General features: G+C 68.9%; 18 protein-coding genes and 1 pseudogene. 14 read left to right on the top strand and 5 right to left on the bottom strand.

What is annotated here, in order from left to right; all coding sequences use genetic code 11:
* Window positions 1-27: 27 nt before the first annotated feature.
* The 7 genes and pseudogenes from ACQY9P_RS10270 (at window position 28) to ACQY9P_RS10240 (ending at window position 3,653) form a co-directional block, all read left to right on the top strand.
* Window positions 28-924 (top strand): alpha/beta fold hydrolase, encoded by an 897-nt coding sequence (locus tag ACQY9P_RS10270; protein ID WP_421739358.1) that lies wholly within the window; start codon window positions 28-30, stop codon window positions 922-924.
* A gap of 27 nt (window positions 925-951) precedes the next feature.
* A pseudogene (locus ACQY9P_RS10265) lies at window positions 952-1,095 on the top strand (hypothetical protein); the annotation flags it as partial.
* 69 nt (window positions 1,096-1,164) lie between these two features.
* Window positions 1,165-1,620 (top strand): hypothetical protein, encoded by a 456-nt coding sequence (locus tag ACQY9P_RS10260; protein ID WP_421739359.1) that lies wholly within the window; start codon window positions 1,165-1,167, stop codon window positions 1,618-1,620.
* Entirely contained in the window at window positions 1,613-1,822 is a 210-nt protein-coding gene (locus ACQY9P_RS10255) for a helix-turn-helix transcriptional regulator (RefSeq protein WP_421739360.1), read from the top strand. Before ACQY9P_RS10260 ends, ACQY9P_RS10255 begins: the two co-directional genes overlap by 8 nt.
* 61 nt (window positions 1,823-1,883) lie before the next feature.
* On the top strand, window positions 1,884-2,474 hold the full coding sequence (locus tag ACQY9P_RS10250; protein WP_421739361.1) for a DNA-3-methyladenine glycosylase I: 591 nt from the start codon (window positions 1,884-1,886) through the stop codon (window positions 2,472-2,474).
* A 251-nt stretch (window positions 2,475-2,725) separates the two neighbouring features.
* Entirely contained in the window at window positions 2,726-3,223 is a 498-nt protein-coding gene (locus tag ACQY9P_RS10245) for a DUF2199 domain-containing protein (protein ID WP_421739362.1), read from the top strand.
* Between the two features lie 328 nt (window positions 3,224-3,551).
* Window positions 3,552-3,653 (top strand): DUF3117 domain-containing protein, encoded by a 102-nt coding sequence (locus ACQY9P_RS10240; protein WP_421739363.1) that lies wholly within the window; start codon window positions 3,552-3,554, stop codon window positions 3,651-3,653.
* A 533-nt stretch (window positions 3,654-4,186) separates the two neighbouring features.
* On the opposite strand, the gene ACQY9P_RS10235 is transcribed toward ACQY9P_RS10240, so the two are convergent.
* A complete protein-coding gene (locus ACQY9P_RS10235; RefSeq protein ID WP_421739364.1) occupies window positions 4,187-5,074 on the bottom strand; it encodes a glycoside hydrolase family 16 protein in 888 nt (295 codons plus the stop codon).
* A gap of 85 nt (window positions 5,075-5,159) precedes the next feature.
* Between ACQY9P_RS10235 and ACQY9P_RS10230 the strand changes: the two genes are divergently transcribed.
* Window positions 5,160-5,789 carry a ribonuclease HII gene (locus ACQY9P_RS10230; RefSeq protein ID WP_421739365.1) on the top strand — a complete coding sequence of 210 codons (630 nt, stop codon included), beginning with the start codon at window positions 5,160-5,162 and terminating at the stop codon, window positions 5,787-5,789.
* On the opposite strand, the gene ACQY9P_RS10225 is transcribed toward ACQY9P_RS10230, so the two are convergent.
* On the bottom strand, window positions 5,786-6,955 hold the full coding sequence (locus ACQY9P_RS10225; protein ID WP_421739366.1) for an acyl-CoA dehydrogenase family protein: 1,170 nt from the start codon (window positions 6,953-6,955) through the stop codon (window positions 5,786-5,788). The genes ACQY9P_RS10230 and ACQY9P_RS10225 overlap by 4 nt on opposite strands.
* A gap of 187 nt (window positions 6,956-7,142) precedes the next feature.
* Between ACQY9P_RS10225 and ccrM the strand changes: the two genes are divergently transcribed.
* Entirely contained in the window at window positions 7,143-8,219 is a 1,077-nt protein-coding gene (ccrM, locus tag ACQY9P_RS10220) for an adenine-specific DNA-methyltransferase CcrM (protein ID WP_421739367.1), read from the top strand.
* On the opposite strand, the gene mutY is transcribed toward ccrM, so the two are convergent.
* Entirely contained in the window at window positions 8,216-9,265 is a 1,050-nt protein-coding gene (gene mutY / locus ACQY9P_RS10215; RefSeq protein WP_421739368.1) for an A/G-specific adenine glycosylase, read from the bottom strand. The two genes, ccrM and mutY, sit on opposite strands and share 4 nt — an antisense overlap.
* 58 nt (window positions 9,266-9,323) lie before the next feature.
* Here mutY and ACQY9P_RS10210 point away from each other — a divergent pair, with 58 nt between their 5' ends.
* From ACQY9P_RS10210 to smc, 4 genes are all read left to right on the top strand, one after another.
* The gene (locus ACQY9P_RS10210) at window positions 9,324-9,869 is read left to right on the top strand and encodes a DUF721 domain-containing protein (protein ID WP_421739369.1); all 546 of its coding nucleotides are present in this window, start codon (window positions 9,324-9,326) and stop codon (window positions 9,867-9,869) included.
* Between the two features lie 133 nt (window positions 9,870-10,002).
* Entirely contained in the window at window positions 10,003-10,629 is a 627-nt protein-coding gene (locus ACQY9P_RS10205; protein ID WP_421739370.1) for a DsbA family protein, read from the top strand.
* A 12-nt stretch (window positions 10,630-10,641) separates the two neighbouring features.
* Complete coding sequence (locus tag ACQY9P_RS10200; RefSeq protein WP_421739371.1) at window positions 10,642-11,250, top strand: thioredoxin domain-containing protein; 609 nt, start codon at window positions 10,642-10,644, stop codon at window positions 11,248-11,250.
* A 19-nt stretch (window positions 11,251-11,269) separates the two neighbouring features.
* Window positions 11,270-14,716, top strand: a complete 3,447-nt coding sequence (smc, locus tag ACQY9P_RS10195) for a chromosome segregation protein SMC (protein ID WP_421739372.1) — start codon at window positions 11,270-11,272, stop codon at window positions 14,714-14,716.
* A gap of 3 nt (window positions 14,717-14,719) precedes the next feature.
* Here smc and ACQY9P_RS10190 read toward each other — a convergent pair whose 3' ends face one another.
* Both ACQY9P_RS10190 and ACQY9P_RS10185 read right to left on the bottom strand, forming a co-directional pair.
* Window positions 14,720-15,517, bottom strand: coding sequence for a TSUP family transporter (locus tag ACQY9P_RS10190; RefSeq protein ID WP_421739373.1), 798 nt, complete (start codon window positions 15,515-15,517; stop codon window positions 14,720-14,722).
* Between the two features lie 100 nt (window positions 15,518-15,617).
* On the bottom strand, window positions 15,618-16,001 hold the full coding sequence (locus ACQY9P_RS10185) for a DUF6481 family protein (protein WP_421739374.1): 384 nt from the start codon (window positions 15,999-16,001) through the stop codon (window positions 15,618-15,620).
* A gap of 385 nt (window positions 16,002-16,386) precedes the next feature.
* Between ACQY9P_RS10185 and ACQY9P_RS10180 the strand changes: the two genes are divergently transcribed.
* The gene (locus ACQY9P_RS10180) at window positions 16,387-16,767 is read left to right on the top strand and encodes an AtpZ/AtpI family protein (RefSeq protein WP_421739375.1); all 381 of its coding nucleotides are present in this window, start codon (window positions 16,387-16,389) and stop codon (window positions 16,765-16,767) included.
* Window positions 16,768-16,771: the final 4 nt, after the last annotated feature.

The following is a 16,771-nucleotide window of genomic DNA, read 5'->3' as shown; positions in this document are numbered from 1 at the left end:
AAAACAAAGTTGATGTGGGAATCTCCAATGAACCGTCGTGAAATCCTGAGCGCGGGCGTGCTGGCCGCCGTTGTCCTGGCCGCTGGCCCGGTCTTCGCCGCCCCCACCCCGACGGGTGACGGCGACCGCTTCACCGTGCAGGTGCGCGGCAAGGGTCCGGACGTGATCCTGATCCCCGGCCTGTCGTCCTCGGCCGTGATCTGGGAGCCCACCGCCAAGGCGCTGGAAGGCCGCTATCGCGTCCACGTGGTGCAGGTGGCGGGCTTCGCCGGCGCCCCGACGGCCGGCAACGCCACGGGTCAGGTGGTCGCCGGCGTCGCCGAGGGCCTGGCCGGCTATATCAAGGCCCAGGGCCTGACGTCGCCGGCGGTGATCGGCCACTCGATGGGCGGCTCCATCGGCCTGGAACTGGCCGCGCGCCATCCGGAGCAGGTCGGCCGGCTGATGGTGGTCGACATGTTCCCCAAGCTGGCCGTGGCCTATTTCGGCCCGACCGCGACGGCCGAGACCGTGGCCAAGCAGGCGGCGGCCATTCGCGATCGGATCACCAACGCCCCCACCGATCAGTTCGTCGCCCAGCAGAACCAAGTCATCTTCACGATGGTGATGACGGAATCCGCCCGCAAGACGCTGGTCGATCAGTCGTTGGCTAGCGACCGCGACGTGGCCGGCCGGTCGATGGAGGAGCTCCTCATCACCGATCTGACGCCCGAACTCGGAAAGATCAGCGCCCCGACCACGGTGCTCTACGCCGTGAACAAGAACCTGCCGGTCCCGGCGTCCGCCTTCGACGGCTGGTACGCCGCCGCCTACGCCCCGCTGAAGGGCGTCAAGCTGGTCCGCATCGACGACACGGCCCACTTCATCATGGTCGACCAGCCCGTGAAGTTCCAGGCCGAGGTCGAGGCGTTCCTGGCGGGGTAGGCCCGCGTCGATCTAAACCAAAAACCTTGTCATCCCGGCCGCAGCGAAGCGGAGAGCCGGGATCCAGGGGCAACCGCGATGCGCCGGCCCCTGGGTCCCGGGTCGGCTACGCCGCCCGGGATGACAAGGTTTTTGAGTTTTGGCCGAAGCCCCGAAGTCGGGAAAGTTTGACCCCCCTTGACTTCGATGTCACCTCAAGGTTACCAGTAACCCATAGGTTACACGACCGAGAGAAACGCCATGACCGCCCCCTCGCCCGGCGAGATCGCCGAACGCGCCCAGCGGCGCCGCAACCGGATGCTGTGGCTGGCGCCCATGCTGTTCTTCATCTGGCAGGGTGCGTTCTTCGCCAGTTATGCGCGACCGCACACGCCCCTGCGCACGGTGGAACTGGTCTCTCTGGGCTCGCACCTGTTCCTGGCGCTGGTCCTGCTGTTCCTGCTGGCCACCGGCGGCGGCTGGCGGAAGGGCAAGGTGGTTCGGGCCCTGCTCGACGACGAGGCCACGCGCGCGCACCGCGCCCAGGCCTATGCCGCCGGCTTCTGGGCCCTGGCCCTGTGCGCCCTGGGCCTCTACGCGGCCGCGCCGTTCGTGATGCTGGAGACCGGCCAGATCGCCCACGTGCTGCTGTCGGTCGCGGTGGCCGTTCCAGCCCTGCGCTTCGTGATGCTGGAGCGGCGCGCCGACCGTGACTGACGCCGCCCTGCTCAGTCAGCTCAAGACCCTCCGCACCCAGGCCGGCCTGACCCAGGCCGATCTGGCTGAGCGGGTGGGCGTCACCCGCAAGACCATCAACACCGTGGAGAACGGGGTCTTCATCCCCTCCACGGTGCTGGCCCTGAAACTGGCCCGGGCCCTCTCGACCACGGTCGAGGGGCTTTTCCAGTTGCCGGACTGAGCGGCGATCCGTTCACGAAAAGTTCTGGAAATCGCTGGCGAGATCAGCCAAGCTCCACCGCATGACCGAGCTCATACGCTGCACCACCTGGAAGGGCATGGCGGGCGATCCCGTCTATGAGGCCTATCACGACACCGAATGGGGCGTGCCGGAGTACGACTCCCGCGCCCTGTGGGAAAAGCTGGTGCTGGACGGCTTCCAGGCCGGCCTGTCGTGGATCACCATCCTGCGCAAGCGCGACGCCTTCCGCGCCGCCTTCGCCGATTTCGATCCCGAGATCGTCGCGCGTTTTGGCGAAGCCGACAGGGCGCGCCTGATGGCCGACGCCGGCATCATCCGCTCCAACGCCAAGATCGACGCGGCGATCAGCGGCGCGCGGATCTATCTGGACATGCGCGAGCGCGGCGAGGACCTGGGCGACCTGCTGTGGAGCATGGTCGGCGGCGCCCCGATCCAGAACAGCTGGACCGCCCAGACCGGCGTCCCGGCCCAGACACCCCTGGCCGTCGACATGGCCAAGGCTCTGAAGGCCCGGGGCTTCAAGTTCTGCGGGCCGGTGATCGTCTATGCGTTCATGCAGGCGACGGGGCTGGTCAACGACCACCTGACGACGTGCTACCGGCACGAGGAATGCCGGGCGATGGGGCGGTAGCCTTGCCAATTTTTGCCAAGAGCGCCGCTCTCCAGCGCTTGCGCGATCTGTTGCTGGACGGCGCCGCCTCTCCTCCAGGCGCGAAGGCCGATGCCCGCTACTTCGATGCGCTCACGGCGCGGGTATCTAGCCGCTCGTCGCACCCGCTAGAACCTAGACCTGAGGTGTCGGCTGAGGATGGAAGTGAGACCTAGGCATTTCGCCGAGAGTCGGGGACAAAAGAGCGCCGAGCGGATCAAGGGCCCGAGCCTATGAGCGAGCATTTCGTCTGTAGCATTTGCGGCGAGACCCATGCGGGCCTCACGACAGACTGGGCCTATAATCTTCCTGACGAGGTATGGGCTCTATCCGAACCGGAAAAAGCAGCTCGTACGAAATACGACTCGGACTTATGCAGGCTGGACGACCGCCACTTCATCCGTTGCATCTTGCCGGTTCCTATCGTCGAGCAGCAGAGATCTTTCTGCTGGGGTGCGTGGGCCGAGGTGGAGCAATCCACTTTCTATCGATATGTCGAGTTGTACGAAGTGGACGGTTCAGACGAACCTCCCCATGGCGGGAAACTTGCGAACACGCTGTCCGTTTACGGCTACACAATCGGCGTTCCAGTGCTCATCCAATTTGGCGATCCGACGAAGCGTCCAGTCCTGAGCACTCAGCCAAACGATGAAAGCCTGCTGGCCCGAGAGCAGCATCTAGGCATTGACACAGCGCGCCACCACGAGATCGTCGCGCGACTTCAAGGTTAGCTCGGACAGTCCAATTTGAGTCGCTAGCGCCCAAACCCAGCCCTCCCCAAACCCCATGGCGGAGCCAGACTCGCCGCCGGGGTTTCGGGGTGCGGCGGCACCAACCTAAATCCACCGTCATTCCCGCCCTTGTGGCGGGAACCCCTCTGTCCGCCGCAGGGGCGGGAGGGGCGAAGTGCGCGCGCACTTCGCTGGCGTCTCACGTGTCAGCCGAAACAGGGGTTCCCGCCACAAGGGCGGGAATGACGGTGGAGTATGGGGATAGAGGGAGCCCAATCCCCGCTCTTTCCAGACCAAACCCCAGCCCGATCAGCGGCTTGTAAAATAGTTGATCGCGCCAATCCTCCGCGCTGAAACCCGCTGCATAATCATGGCTGTCCCCGTCGCAGGGGGAGGGCGCTTGGTACCGGCCCAAAGCGGCGACGGGTGATGAAGCTGAGCGGGGCCGCGACGCCCTGCGTCTGGGACGATGGTGGTCTGTTCGTTGGATTGATCCGGGACCACCGGAAGCCTGGGCGCGGAACGGCGCGGATCACAGGGCGGGGATCAGAGTCCGCCTATCGCACATCGTCGGCGTCGAGACGGATTAGCCGATCGACAAGATGCGCGCCCGTCCGGGGGCTAGTTGGGAATCAGAGCTGAAATCGACGCTCGTGTGCCCCAATCCTCACGGTCAAGAACAGCTTGGCGAAGCGGACAGGTCGAGCCGAAACGCACAAAACACATCACGGTCATCCGGGTTCGTCCCGGCCGCTTCGCGCCTCCCCGACTAAACTCAGCGAGCAGTCGCGTGAGGGCGAGAAGCCGTGTCCGCCAGACTTGCCCCCTCCTGACCTGCTGCGCAGGTCGTCCTCCCCCGTAGGGGGAAGATGAAACGCGCCGACCTCATCTTCCCCCTCCGGGGGAAGACGGCTGCGCAGCAGCCGTAGGGGGCAAGTGACGACCCGGAAACCGCCAATCCCCCTAGCGCTGACTGACCCGCACCCAGTCCACCTCCATCGTCGCGGGCAAGGCCGCGTCGTCCACGCCCTTGGCGTTCGCGCCCTCGGGCCAGGAGCCGCCGAAGGCGAGGTTGAGGATCAGGTGGAAGGGCTGGTCGAACGGGGCGGGGCCGGCCGCGCCGTCGACGGGCTTCCAGTCCTCCGCCGTGGCCGCGAAATAGCGGACGCCGTCGACGAGCCAGACGATCTCGCCCGGCGACCACTCCACCGCATAGACGTGGAAACCGTCAGCCGAGGGGGCCGGAGCCGTCTGGCCGCCCAAGCGGCGGTGATCGGGACCGCCGCCCTTGCCGAAATGGATCGTGCCGAAGACCCGGTTCTCACGCCCGCCGTCGCAGGCCTCGCACGGCGCGCCCAGATTGACGGTCTCCAGGATGTCGATCTCGCCGGAGCGCGGCCAGCCGCCATAGGCGCTGGTCTCCGGCATCATCCAGATCGCCGGCCATACGCCCTGACCGCCGGGAACCCGGGCCCGCGCCTCGACGCGGCCATGGCGCCACGCGGCCTTGCCCTCGGTCAGGATCTTGCCCGAGGCATAGTCGCCGGTCTTCATACGCCCGTCGGGCGGTCCCCACGGATTGGCGATGGCGGTCGTCGGGCGCTTGACGGCGGTCAGGCGCAGCATGCCGTCCCGGACCGACACGATGTCGGGCGCGTCGGTGTAGCACTGGCGCTCGTTGTTGCCCCCGCCCCCACAATCGACGGCCCGAGACCACTTCGTCAGGTCCAGGCGGGTCCCGTCGAACTCGTCGGACCACACCAGCCGCCACGGCTTCTCGGCCGCGACGCTCGGCGAGGCCAGAAGGAACGCCCCGAGGGCCGCAAGGGCCAGATGTTTGCGCGGAGCCATGGCCGACCTCATCAACGGGACGACACCGAGACTAGGCGCCCCCACGGCATTCACAACCCCGGCAAATCTGCCTATGCATCGCCCCATGCCTCCCGGTCCCGACATGATGCTGGAACTGGCCTGCGGACCCGGACCGGTCTGCGGGGTGGACGAGGCCGGCCGTGGCCCTTGGGCCGGGCCGGTCAGCGCCGGGGCGGTGATCCTGGATCCCGCCCGCGTGCCCAAGGGCCTCAACGACTCCAAGAAGCTGTCGGCCAAGGCCCGCGCGGCCCTGGAGATCGAGATCAAGGAAACGGCCATCGCCTGGGGCGTGGGCCTGGCCAGCATCGAAGAGATCGAAGAACTCAACATCCTGCACGCGGCGGGCCTGGCCATGCGCCGGGCCATCGAGGCGCTGGCGGTGACCCCGGCCTTCGCTCTGGTGGATGGAAACTACGCCTTCAAGCTGCCCTGCCCGATCAGGACGGTGATCAAGGGCGACAGCCTGTCGTGCTCGATCGCGGCGGCCTCGATCCTGGCCAAGGAAGCCCGCGACCGGATCATGGTCGAGATGGACGACCTCTATCCCGGCTACGGCTTCGCCGGGCACAAGGGCTATCACGCCCAGATCCATGTCGAGGGCCTGCGCCGCCTGGGCCCGTCGCCGATCCACCGGCTGGGTTGGGCGCCCGTCAAGCTGGCCGCCCAGGGCCTCGACCCGATGGGCGGCGACTAGATCCCCATCTGCCGCGCGGCCAGGTCGCGCATGATCTCCTCCGAGCCGCCGCCGATGGCGTTGACGCGCACCTCGCGATAGATGCGCTCGATGCGGCTGCCGCGCATATAGCCGGCCCCGCCCATCACCTGCATGGCCTCGCGGGCGCAGTATTCCAGCGTCTCGGTGGCCTGGACCTTGAGCAGGGCGATCTCGGCGATCGGCTGCTCGCCCTGGCTGATCCGCCAGGCCAGCGTCTCCAGCCAGGCCTGGGTGGTGCTGATGCGCTTGTACATGTCGGCCAGCTTGTGGCGGATCACCTGATGGTCGGCCAGACGCTTGCCGAAGGTCTTGCGCTCGCGGGCCCAGACGATGGCGTCCTCCAGGCAGACGCGCGAGAAGCCCAGGGCCCCGGCGGTCATGCCGATCCGCTCGCCGTTGAAGTTGCGCATGATGCCGGCGAAACCCTGGTTCTCGGCCCCGATCAGGTTTTCGACCGGCACCCGCACGTCGTCGAAATAGAGGCTGGCGGTGTCGGAGGCCCACCAGCCCTGCTTCTTCAGGGGCGTACGGGTAAAGCCCTCGCGGTCGCGCTCGATCAGCAGCAGCGAGATGCCGCCCGCCCCCTCGCCGCCGGTGCGCACCGCCACCGTGTAGAAGTCGGCCCGCATGCCGCTGGTGATGTAGGTCTTGCCACCGTTGACCACATAGACGTCGCCCTCTCGCCGGGCCGTGGTGGTCAGGCTGGCGACGTCGGATCCGGCCGAGGGCTCGGTGATGGCCAGGGCCGAGATCTTCTCGCCGGCCAGGACCGGGGGAATGATCCGGGCCTTCAGGTCGTCGCTGCCCAGGGCCCGGATCGGCGGCAGGCCGATGCCGTGGCTCATCAGGCTGGCATTGACCCCGCCGGCCCCGTGGCGGGCCATTTCCTGGCTGGTGATGATCGACATGAACGAATCGGACGGCGAGCCGCCGAACTCCTCGGGCCAGCCCAGGCCCAGCAGACCGATCTCCGAGGCCTTGCGATAGAGGTCGCGCGGAAATTCGCCCGCCTCGTCCCAGTCGTCGACGAAGGGCATGATCTCCCGGGCCACCCAGCGGCGCAGGGTGTCGCGCCAGGCGGCGTGATGGTCCTGGTAGAAGGGGCTCGTGCGGCTGAGATCCAGCGCTTCGAGGGGACTTTGCATGGCGTTCTCCCGGATCACGCCATCCGTCTGGCGCGGATCTGGCGTGGAAGGCAGCACGATCGGCGCGGCGCCGCTAGGGAAGTAAACCACTCTCAAGGGGCCGTTCACCTTTCGCTAACCATGCTTCTCAACCCGGCCTTCACCATCAAGACTCATGATTCCGTTTGCTGTTTTACAGGACGCGGACATGACCTTCGGGCCAGAAACCATCATTCAGGGCGACTGCATTGAGGCGATGAACGCCTTGCCCGAGAAGTCGGTCGACCTGATCTTCGCCGATCCGCCCTACAATCTGCAGCTGGGCGGCGACCTGCTGCGTCCCGACAATTCCAAGGTCGACGCGGTCGACGATCACTGGGACCAGTTCGAAAGCTTCGCGGCCTATGACAAGTTCACCCGCGAATGGCTGAAGGCCGCCCGCCGGGTGCTGAAGGACGACGGCGCGATCTGGGTGATCGGCAGCTATCACAACATCTTCCGCGTCGGCGTGGCCGTGCAGGACTTGGGCTTCTGGATCCTCAACGACGTGATCTGGCGCAAGTCCAACCCCATGCCCAACTTCAAGGGCACCCGCTTCGCCAACGCGCACGAGACCCTGATCTGGGCCTCCAAGAGCCAGGCGGCCAAGCGCTACACCTTCAATTACGACGCCCTGAAGATGGCCAATGACGAGGTGCAGATGCGCTCGGACTGGACCATCCCGCTGTGCACCGGCGAGGAGCGCATCAAGGGCGCCGACGGCAACAAGGCCCACCCGACCCAGAAGCCTGAAGCCCTGCTCTACCGGGTGATCCTGTCGACCACCAAGCCGGGCGACGTGATCCTGGATCCGTTCTTCGGCGTGGGCACCACCGGCGCGGCCGCCAAGCGGCTGGGCCGCCGGTTCGTGGGCATCGAACGTGAGGCCGAATATATCGAGCACGCCAAGACCCGCATCGCCAAGGTCGTGCCGATCGCCCCGGAAGACCTGGACGTGATGGGCTCCAAGCGTTCGGAGCCGCGCGTGCCGTTCGGCACGATCGTCGAGAGCGGTCTGCTCAGCCCCGGCGACACCCTGTTCTGCTCCAAGGGCGCCCATGCGGCCAAGGTCCGGGCCGACGGCTCGATCACGGTCGGGGATCTCTCGGGCTCGATCCACAAGATCGGCGCCCTGGTGCAGTCGGCCCCGGCCTGCAACGGCTGGACCTACTGGCACTTCAAGACCGACGCGGGTCTGGCCCCGATCGACGTGCTGCGGGCCCAGGTCCGGGCGGGGATGAACTAGAGCAGCCGCTCGCCCGCCAGCGCCGCCTTCAGGAAGACGCTGGGCAGGGCGCCCAGCCCTTCGCGGGCCGTCCAGACGAAGTCGCCGTCATTGGCGCCCTCGGCCGCGAACACCCGCAGGGTCAGGGAAAAGTGCGTGAAGACGTGCTCGACCGCGCCGCGATCGCGCCAGGCGGCGGCGGTCGGGGCGGCGGCGACCGCCTCGTCATCCGACCAGGGCGTCGACCGCCAGTCGCTGGTCGGCAGGCCCAACATCCCGCCCAGCAGGCCCTTGGGCGGGCGACGGACCAGGGCCACGACATCGCCTCGGGTCAGCAGGTAAGCGACGCCGTAACGCCGTGGCCGGTCGGCCTTTTTCGTCTTGCGCGGATAGGTCTCCGGTGCGCCGGTCTTGAGGCCTTCGCACCACGCCGAGATCGGGCACAGGTCGCACAGCGGCGACTTGGGCCGGCAGACCGTGGCCCCCAGATCCATCAGCGCCTGCGCCCAGTCGCCGGGTCGCTCGGCCGTGACCAGCGACGCCGCAAGGGCCTTCAGCTCCGGCTTGGCGTCCGGCACGGGCGTCTCCACGGCGAACAGCCGGGCCATCACCCGCTCGACATTGCCGTCGACCACATTGGCCTGCCGGTCAAAGGCGATGGCCGCGACGGCGGCGGCGGTATAGGCGCCGACGCCCGGCAGGGCGCGCAGGCCCTCCTCCGTATCGGGAAAGACCCCGCCATGATCGGCTGCCACGGCCCGGGCGCAGGCCAGCAGGTTGCGGGCCCGGGCGTAGTAGCCAAGTCCGGCCCAGGCTCCCATCAGCTCACCGTCGTCCACGGCGGCCAAGTCCAAGACCGTAGGCCACCGCTCCGTGAAGCTCAGAAAATAGGGCGTGGCGTGCGGCACCGTGGTCTGCTGCAGCATCACCTCCGACAGCCAGACCCGATAGGGATCGCCGCGCACGCCGTCGCGACGGTCGGCCGGGCCGACGCGCCAGGCCAGATCGCGGGCCTGGCGATCATACCAGGCGAGCAGGGCCGAGCGGAGAGGGTCGCGGTGGATCATGTGTCTCGCCTACCTCAAAACCTCGCCCTCCGCGAAGCCCTCGTGCTAACTTCCGGCCATGGCCCGCCGCCCCCTGCCCACCGCCGAAGAGGCCCTCGCGATCCTGCGCCAGCGGCGCACGCGGCCGCAGATCCGCCCCCCGCCCCCGGCGGGCAAGAACCTGGCGCCGCTGCTGCGGGCGCTGGAGGAAAAATACGGTCAGGGCCCGGCCGCCCTGCAGACGCGCTGGAAGGAAATCGTCGGCGAGACCCTGGCGCGCCGCACCGAGCCCGTGCGCATCATCAAGGGCCGCAACGGGGCCGGGGGCGCTCTGGAACTGCGCGTCGACGGGCCCGTGGCCTCGCTGATCCAGCATCAGGCCCCGCAGATCACCGCCCGCCTCGACATGCTGCTGGGCAAGGGGACCGTGACCCGCCTGCGCATCGTCCAGGGCCCGCTGAGCAACACCGCCCCGCCGCCCGTCCAGCGCACGCGCCGCAAGCCGCCGCTGGACGCTGCGCTGGAACGGCAACTGGCCGACAGCCTGGCCGATCAGCCCGACGGCGGGCTCAAGGACGCGCTGATGAAACTGGGGCGCGGCGTGCTGCGCAACGAGTCCTCATGAGATGCCGCCGTGATGGGGGCGGATTGACAACCGCGCGGCGATTGCGCTCATGCCAAGGCCTTATCCCCGCCCTTTTCGCGCGGCTTAAGAATCGCGCTTAACTTTGCCGTTCTTGTCTCAAGGAAGATCGACCATGCGTCCGCTGACCCGCCGGCTCCTGACCGCCGTCGCCCTCACCGCCTCGCTGGGCGTCGCGCTCGCCGGCTGCTCCAAGAAGGACTCGGTCACCGCCGACGACATGACCCTGGGCAATGCCAACGCCAAGGTCACGGTGATCGAATACGCGTCGGCCACCTGCTCGCACTGCGCGCGCTGGAACGCCGACGTCTATCCGGCCTTCAAGGCCAAGTATGTCGACACCGGCAAGGTCAACTACGTCTATCGCGAGATCCTCACCGCGCCCGCCGAAGTGGCCGCCGCCTCGTTCCTGATGGCCCGCTGCGCCGGCAAGGACAAATATTTCCAGGTGGTCGACTCGGTCTACCGCTCGCAGGAAGAGATGTTCACCACCGGCCAGTTCCGCGAAGTGCTGGTCCGCATCGCCCAGTCGGCCGGCATGGACGAAGCCAAGTTCAACGCCTGCGTCAGCGACGAGAAGGCCTTGAAGGCGATCAACAGCCGGGTCGAGAAATACAGCAAGGAACAGTCGATCCAGGGCACCCCGACCTTCGTCGTCAACGGCAAGAAGGTGGGCGGCCCCGAGGGCGGCGAGGTCAGCCTGGCCCAGCTGGACGCAGCCATCGCCGAAGCCTCCAAGTAGGGCTCGCCGCCGTTGTCCCTCGACCGTCGCGCGCTGATCGCCACCGGCATCGCCCTCTCGGCGAGCCCGGCCCTGGCGCGCGCCGGCGCCCTGCCGCCGGCCGAGGGCGACATGGTCCTGGGCTCGCCCAAGGCCCCGGTGCAGCTGGTGGTCTATGCGTCGGCCAGCTGTCCGCATTGCGCGCACTGGTGGACCACGGTTCTGCCGGGCCTGAAGAAGAGCTTCATCGATCCCGGCAAGGCGCGGCTGGTGTTCCGCGAGTTCCTGACCCAGCCGCCGGAGTTCGCGGCGGCCGGCTTCCTGCTGGCCCGCAGCGTGCCGGGCCGCTATTTCGCCGTGCTGGACGCGGTCTTCGCTCAGCAGACCGCCATCTATGACAGCGGCCAGCTGTATGAAGGCCTGATGGCCATCGGCAAGTCGTTTGGCCGCACCGAGGCCCAGGTGGCCGCCGCCCTGTCCGACCAGAAGGCGCTGGACGCCCTGAACGCCCGGGTGAGCAAGGCGGCCGTCCGCGACCAGATCGACGTGACGCCGACCTTCTTTGTCGCCGGCAGGAAGATGCCGGAGCAGACCAGCCCGGAAATGCTCTCGAGCGCCCTCGCCTCGGCGTTCAAGGGCTGAGGCGGGAGGGACCGCCAAAGTGCAGTTCCAGCGCCTGCGCCTTTCGGGCTTCAAGTCCTTCGTCGAGCCGACCGAGTTTCGGATCGAGCCCGGCCTGACGGGCATTGTCGGCCCCAATGGCTGCGGTAAGTCCAACCTGCTGGAAGCCCTGCGCTGGGTGATGGGCGCCAATTCGGCCAAGGCCATGCGGGCCGGCGGCATGGACGACGTGATCTTCGCCGGCAGCGGCGCCCGCCCCGCCCGCAACCACGCCGACGTCACCCTGACCATCGACAACGCCGACCGCACCGCGCCGGCCCAGTTCAATGACGATCCCGTACTGGAGGTGGTGCGCCGCATCGACCGCGGCGAGGGCTCGACCTATCGCATCAACGGCCGCGAGGTGCGGGCCCGCGACGTGCAGCTGCTGTTCGCCGACGCCTCGACCGGGGCCAATTCGCCAGCCCTGGTGCGTCAGGGCCAGATCAGCGAGCTGATCGGCGCCAAGCCGCAGAACCGCCGCCGCATCCTGGAGGAGGCCGCCGGCGTCTCGGGGCTGCATACCCGTCGCCACGAGGCCGAGCTGAGGCTGCGGGCGGCCGAGGCCAATCTCTCGCGGCTGGAGGACGTGGCGCGGGAACTGGAGACCGCGCTGAACCGCCTGCGTCGCGAAGCCCGCCAGGCCGAGAAATACAAGCGCCTGTCGTCCGAGATCCGGGCCGTGCAGGGCGCGGTGCTGTTCGCCCGCTGGAGCGAGGCCCGCGACACGCTGGAGCGCACCCAGGCCGAGGCGACCCGGGCCGCTCGTGACGTCGAGGACACCGCCCGCGCGGCCGCCGCCGCCCAGGTCGAGATCACCCGCGCCGAGGCCGCCATGCCGCCCCTGCGCGAGGAGGCGACCATCGCCCAGGCGGTGCTGGGCCAACTGGCCATCCAGAAGGACCGCGCCGAGCGCGAGGCCGAGGCGGCCGCCGCAGAGTTCGAGCGCCTGTCGGCCGACCTCGCCCGCATCGACGATGACCGGACCCGCGAGGCCCAGGTCCAGCAGGACGCCGCCCAGGCCCTGGCCCGCCTCGACGCCGAACTGAGCGAGGTCCGCGCCCAGGTGGCGGCGGCGCCCGAGCGGGGACCCGAACTGGCCGCCGCCGCCAAGGCCGCCGAAGAGGCGCGCGCCGACGCCGAGGCCGTGGTCGAACAGTTGGCCGCCCGCGCCGCCGCCGAGGACGCCCGGGCCCGCGCCGCCGCCGCGCGTCTGGCCGACGCCGAGGGTCGTCTGGCCCGCACCGTCCGCGCGCTGGATCAGGCCAAGGCCGAACGCGCCGCTGTCGGCCCCGAGATCGATCCCGCCGCCGCCGACGCTCGCCAGCGCTTCACCAATGCCGAAGCCGCCCTGACCGCCGCCCGCGCCGCCCTGGAAGCCGCCGAGGCTGACCGCGCCAAGGCCGCCGAACAGGAAGCCATGGCTCGGCAACTGGCGCGCAGCCTGGAGGACCAACTGGGCCGCCTGCGCACCGAAGCCCGGGGCCTGGCCCAGCTGACCGCGCCGCGCAGCAAGAGCGGCCATGCCCCGGCCCTCGACGCCGTTTCACCGGATAAGGGCTATGGCGCCGCCCTCGCCGCCGCCCTGGGCGATGATCTCGACGCGGCCCTGGATGCTCGCGCGCCGTCCTATTGGGGCGGAGCGGAAGCCACGGCGCAGGTCTGGCCCGAAGGCGCCCAGGCCCTGGCGCCCTTGGTCAAGGCGCCGGCGGAACTGGCCGCCCGTCTGGCCTTCACCGCCGTGGTCGAGCGCGCCGACGGCGATCGGCTGCAAAAGACCCTGACGCCCGGCATGCGCCTGGTCTCCAGGGAAGGCGACCTGTGGCGCTGGGACGGCTTTGTCGCCCGCGCCGACGCCCCGAAGCCCGCCGCCGTGCGGCTGGAGCAGCGGACCCGCCTGGCCGAGGTCGAGGCCGAGATCGACGTCCAGGCGCCGCGCGCCGAGGCCACCGCCGCCGCCCTGAAGACCGCGTCGGACGCCCTGCGCGTCGCCGAAGAGACCCTGCGCGACAAGCGTCGAGGCCCGCCCGACGCCGAGCGCCTGATGGCCGGAGCCCGCGACGCCGTCGCCCAGTTCGAGCGCCAGGCCGCCCTGCGCGCCGCCCGCGCCCAGTCGCTGGACGAAACCATCGCCCGCTTCCAGGCCGAGCACGCCGAAGCCGAGACGGCCCTCACCGCCGTGCGGGCCGAACATGACGGCGCCGCCGGCGCGGCCGACCTGGCGCCGCAACTGGCAGAGGCGCGCCAGGCTTCGGCCGCCGCGCGCGAGGCCGCCGACGCCGCGCGCGCCGCGCTCGACATCGAAACCCGCGAGCGGGCGGGTCGCCAGCGCCGACTGGAAGGCCTGGAGCGCGATCACGGTGACTGGGCGCGTCGGGCCGAGGCTGCCGGCAAGCGCACCGCCGTTCTGGACGCCGACCGGATCAAGGCCGCCGCCGCCCTGAAGGCCGCCCGCGAGGCGCCGGCCGTCCTGAAGGAGAAGCTGCTGGTCCTGCTGGAGGAGTTCGGCGCCGCCGAGGCCCGCCGCGCCAAGGCCAGCGACGCCCTGGAAGAGGCCGAGACCGCGCGCCTGACCGCCGACCGCGCCGCTCGCACCGCCGACCAGGCCGCCGGCGAGGCCCGGGAACGGCGCGCCGCCCTGGTGGCCCACCTGGATGGAGCACGCGGCCGTTTCGCCGAGATCGCCGGCAACATCCGCGAATCGGTCCGGATGGAGCCCGAGGAACTGGGCCGCCATGTCGCGGGCGAGGCCGTGGCCATTCCAAAGGACGCCGCCGGGGTCGAGGCTCACCTGTTCGCCCTGGAACGCGAACGCGACGCCATAGGACCGGTGAACCTGCGGGCCGAGGAAGAGGCTCAGGAATACGCCGCGCGCCTGGAGACCATGCGGACAGAGCGGGCCGACCTGTCGGGCGCGGTCGGCAAGCTGCGGGCCGGTATCGAGGAGCTGAACGCCGAAGGCCGCGAGCGCCTGCTGGCCGCCTTCGAGGTGATCAATGGCCACTTCCAGACCCTGTTCCAGGCCCTGTTCGGGGGCGGCCAGGCCGAGCTGCGCCTGATCGAGAGCGACGATCCGCTGGAAGCCGGGCTGGAGATCTATGCCTGCCCGCCCGGCAAGCGCATGGCCAGCATGAGCCTGATGAGCGGCGGCGAGCAGGCCCTGACGGCCAGCGCCCTGATCTTCGGCGTGTTCCTGGCCAATCCCGCCCCGATCTGCGTGCTCGACGAAGTCGACGCGCCGCTGGATGACGCCAATGTCGACCGCTACTGCAACATGCTCGACGAGATGCGCCGCCGCACCCAGACCCGCTTCATCGCCATCACCCATAATCCGGTGACCATGAGCCGGATGGACCGCCTGTTTGGGGTGACCATGGGCGAGCGAGGCGTGAGCCAGCTGGTCAGCGTGGATCTTTCGACCGCCGAGCAGCTTGTCGCGGCGCAGTAGGCGTCAGCCGCCGAACAGCCCCACGACGGCATGGCGTAGCGAATTGGCCGGATCGGCCAGCAGCTTCACGGCCATGGCGCATGAGATCGTCACCAGCAGGGGCCGGATCAGCTTGGGGCCGAATCGCATCGCCAGCCGCGAGCCGACCTGGGCGCCGATGAAGGCGCCGGCCGCCATGGATAGGCCGATCGGCCAGACAACCGCCCCCTTCAGCATGAACAGGCTCAGGCTGCCCAGGTTGCTGGCGGCGTTGGCGAGCTTGGTGTGGGCGGTGGCCTTCAGCGCGCCGTAGCCCAGCAGGGTGACGATGGCGACCATGTAGAAGGCGCCCGCGCCTGGACCGAAGATGCCGTCATAGAAGCCGACGATCGGAATCACGAAGGCCACGACCGCCCACATCGGCGCGCGCGGCAGAGCGTCCTCGGTCTTCAGAGCGCGCGACAGGCCGAAATAGAGCGCGATCAGGATCAGCAGCACCGGCACCAGGGCCGCCAGCACCTTGGGCGACAGCAGGCTGGCGCAGAGCGCGCCACAGAGGCCGGCGATCGCGGCCGAGCCGGCGACCGGCAGCGCGGTCTTCCAGTCGATCAGGCCGCGTCGGGCGAAAGCGCTGGTGGAGGAAATGGCGCTGATGGCGCCCTGCAGCTTGTTGGTGCCCAGGGCGGCGACGGGGTTCAGACCCGCCAGCAGCAGGGCCGGCACAGTCAAGAGCCCGCCGCCGCCGGCAATGGCGTCGAAGGCCCCGGCGATCGCCGCGACGGCGAACAGGGTCGCCAACAGTTCGGTAGGGGGAAAGTGCAAGGCCGGCCCTCCCGCATGGCAGGCTCGATGAGCCAGGACCATGCGGTCGAGTCAGGGCTCGAGAGGAGGTGGAAAGAGCCGCAGGCTCCTTCCCGCCTGATCAGCCGATCAGGTTGCCCCATTCGTGAGCGCGGGCGCTCTTGCTGGTGCGGCCAAGGGAGCGAAGCTGCTCGCGCTGGGCGGCCTTCTCTTCCTTGCGCATCCGCTGCTCGGCGGCGGCGTCAGTCTTGCGTTCCTTACGCTCGGCGCGCTTGGCCGCCAGGATGGCTTCCTGTTTGGCCAGTTGCTCAAGGCGGACGGCTTCCCGGGCGGCGGCGCGCGCCGCGCGCACGGCTTCCAGTTCGGCGGCGCGAAGCTCTTCGCGCTTGTCGAAATTGGGATCCGTAACGGTGGGCTTGGGCTTCATTTTCGCCAGCATGGCCTTCTTGGCCTCGGCGGCGGCGGAGATACGATCGGAGAAACCGGTGTTCTTCAGATGCGACATGAATCTTCTGGCTAAGGGAAAGACGCGGCTCTAAGACCCCAAAATTCCAAAAAAGGCAATGCGGCATCCCACGCGCGCGTAACAGATACGCGGAGAAGTGCTCTATTTGTCTCGCCGCCCCTCGGCGAAGGGGTTTTGGTTGCCTCCAGGTAAGGCCAGGGCCTGGTTTCCGCGCTTGAACGGTGCAGCGCGAGGCGAGACCGCAAGGTTTTGCCCGCCGGAAGGCGCCGCAGTGCAAAACGTCTTATTATACAGACGCTTGTAAGGCCTTTCGGCAACCTTGACGCACCGCAGCGAGCCCTATAGGTTCCGCCGCGATCAAGCCGGCCGGAAATCCGCCTCTTTCGGGGAGCGGCAGCGGGCGTTTTCGGACCTGACCGCTCCCATGCCCAAGGCCGACGAACCGAACGACAAGGCTCTACAAAGCCTCGACGCTCGGCTCGACGCGTTCGAGGCCAAGAAGGCGGCGGAACAGCCGGTGCGCGCGGAGCATGAAAGATCGTCTCAGGACGGCTATCGGCTTCTGGCGGATTTGATCGGCGGCGTTCTGGTGGGGCTCGGCTTTGGCTGGTTGCTCGATCGGTTCGTCGGAACTCAGCCCTGGGGCATGGTCGGCGGTCTGCTGATCGGCATGGGGCTGGCGATATTCTCCGTCGTCCGCAAGGCGGCGAAACTGAGCGCGCAGGCGTCGGCCGAAGCTCCCAAGGAGCAGGCCGGCGAAGACACGGGAGGCGGGTCTACCGCCCCCAAGCAAAAGAGAGACTAGGGCC

It is taken from the genome of Caulobacter sp. (genome assembly GCF_965279145.1).
Classification (GTDB): domain Bacteria; phylum Pseudomonadota; class Alphaproteobacteria; order Caulobacterales; family Caulobacteraceae; genus Caulobacter.
This window is presented reverse-complemented; position numbering and strand designations above follow the sequence as displayed.

Bases quoted from the DNA above. Each gene is read 5' to 3' on its own strand.
- ACQY9P_RS10245 (WP_421739362.1), top strand. From the start codon at position 2,726: ATGAGCGAGCATTTCGTCTGTAGCATTTGCGGCGAGACCCATGCGGGC.
- ACQY9P_RS10210 (WP_421739369.1), top strand. From the start codon at position 9,324: ATGGCCCGCCGCCCCCTGCCCACCGCCGAAGAGGCCCTCGCGATCCTG.
- ACQY9P_RS10225 (WP_421739366.1), bottom strand. From the start codon at position 6,955: ATGCAAAGTCCCCTCGAAGCGCTGGATCTCAGCCGCACGAGCCCCTTC.
- ACQY9P_RS10205 (WP_421739370.1), top strand. From the start codon at position 10,003: ATGCGTCCGCTGACCCGCCGGCTCCTGACCGCCGTCGCCCTCACCGCC.
- ACQY9P_RS10260 (WP_421739359.1), top strand. From the start codon at position 1,165: ATGACCGCCCCCTCGCCCGGCGAGATCGCCGAACGCGCCCAGCGGCGC.
- ACQY9P_RS10270 (WP_421739358.1), top strand. From the start codon at position 28: ATGAACCGTCGTGAAATCCTGAGCGCGGGCGTGCTGGCCGCCGTTGTC.
- ACQY9P_RS10230 (WP_421739365.1), top strand. From the start codon at position 5,160: ATGCCTCCCGGTCCCGACATGATGCTGGAACTGGCCTGCGGACCCGGA.
- ccrM (WP_421739367.1), top strand. From the start codon at position 7,143: ATGACCTTCGGGCCAGAAACCATCATTCAGGGCGACTGCATTGAGGCG.
- ACQY9P_RS10250 (WP_421739361.1), top strand. From the start codon at position 1,884: ATGACCGAGCTCATACGCTGCACCACCTGGAAGGGCATGGCGGGCGAT.
- ACQY9P_RS10235 (WP_421739364.1), bottom strand. From the start codon at position 5,074: ATGGCTCCGCGCAAACATCTGGCCCTTGCGGCCCTCGGGGCGTTCCTT.
- ACQY9P_RS10180 (WP_421739375.1), top strand. From the start codon at position 16,387: ATGCCCAAGGCCGACGAACCGAACGACAAGGCTCTACAAAGCCTCGAC.
- mutY (WP_421739368.1), bottom strand. From the start codon at position 9,265: ATGATCCACCGCGACCCTCTCCGCTCGGCCCTGCTCGCCTGGTATGAT.
- ACQY9P_RS10185 (WP_421739374.1), bottom strand. From the start codon at position 16,001: ATGTCGCATCTGAAGAACACCGGTTTCTCCGATCGTATCTCCGCCGCC.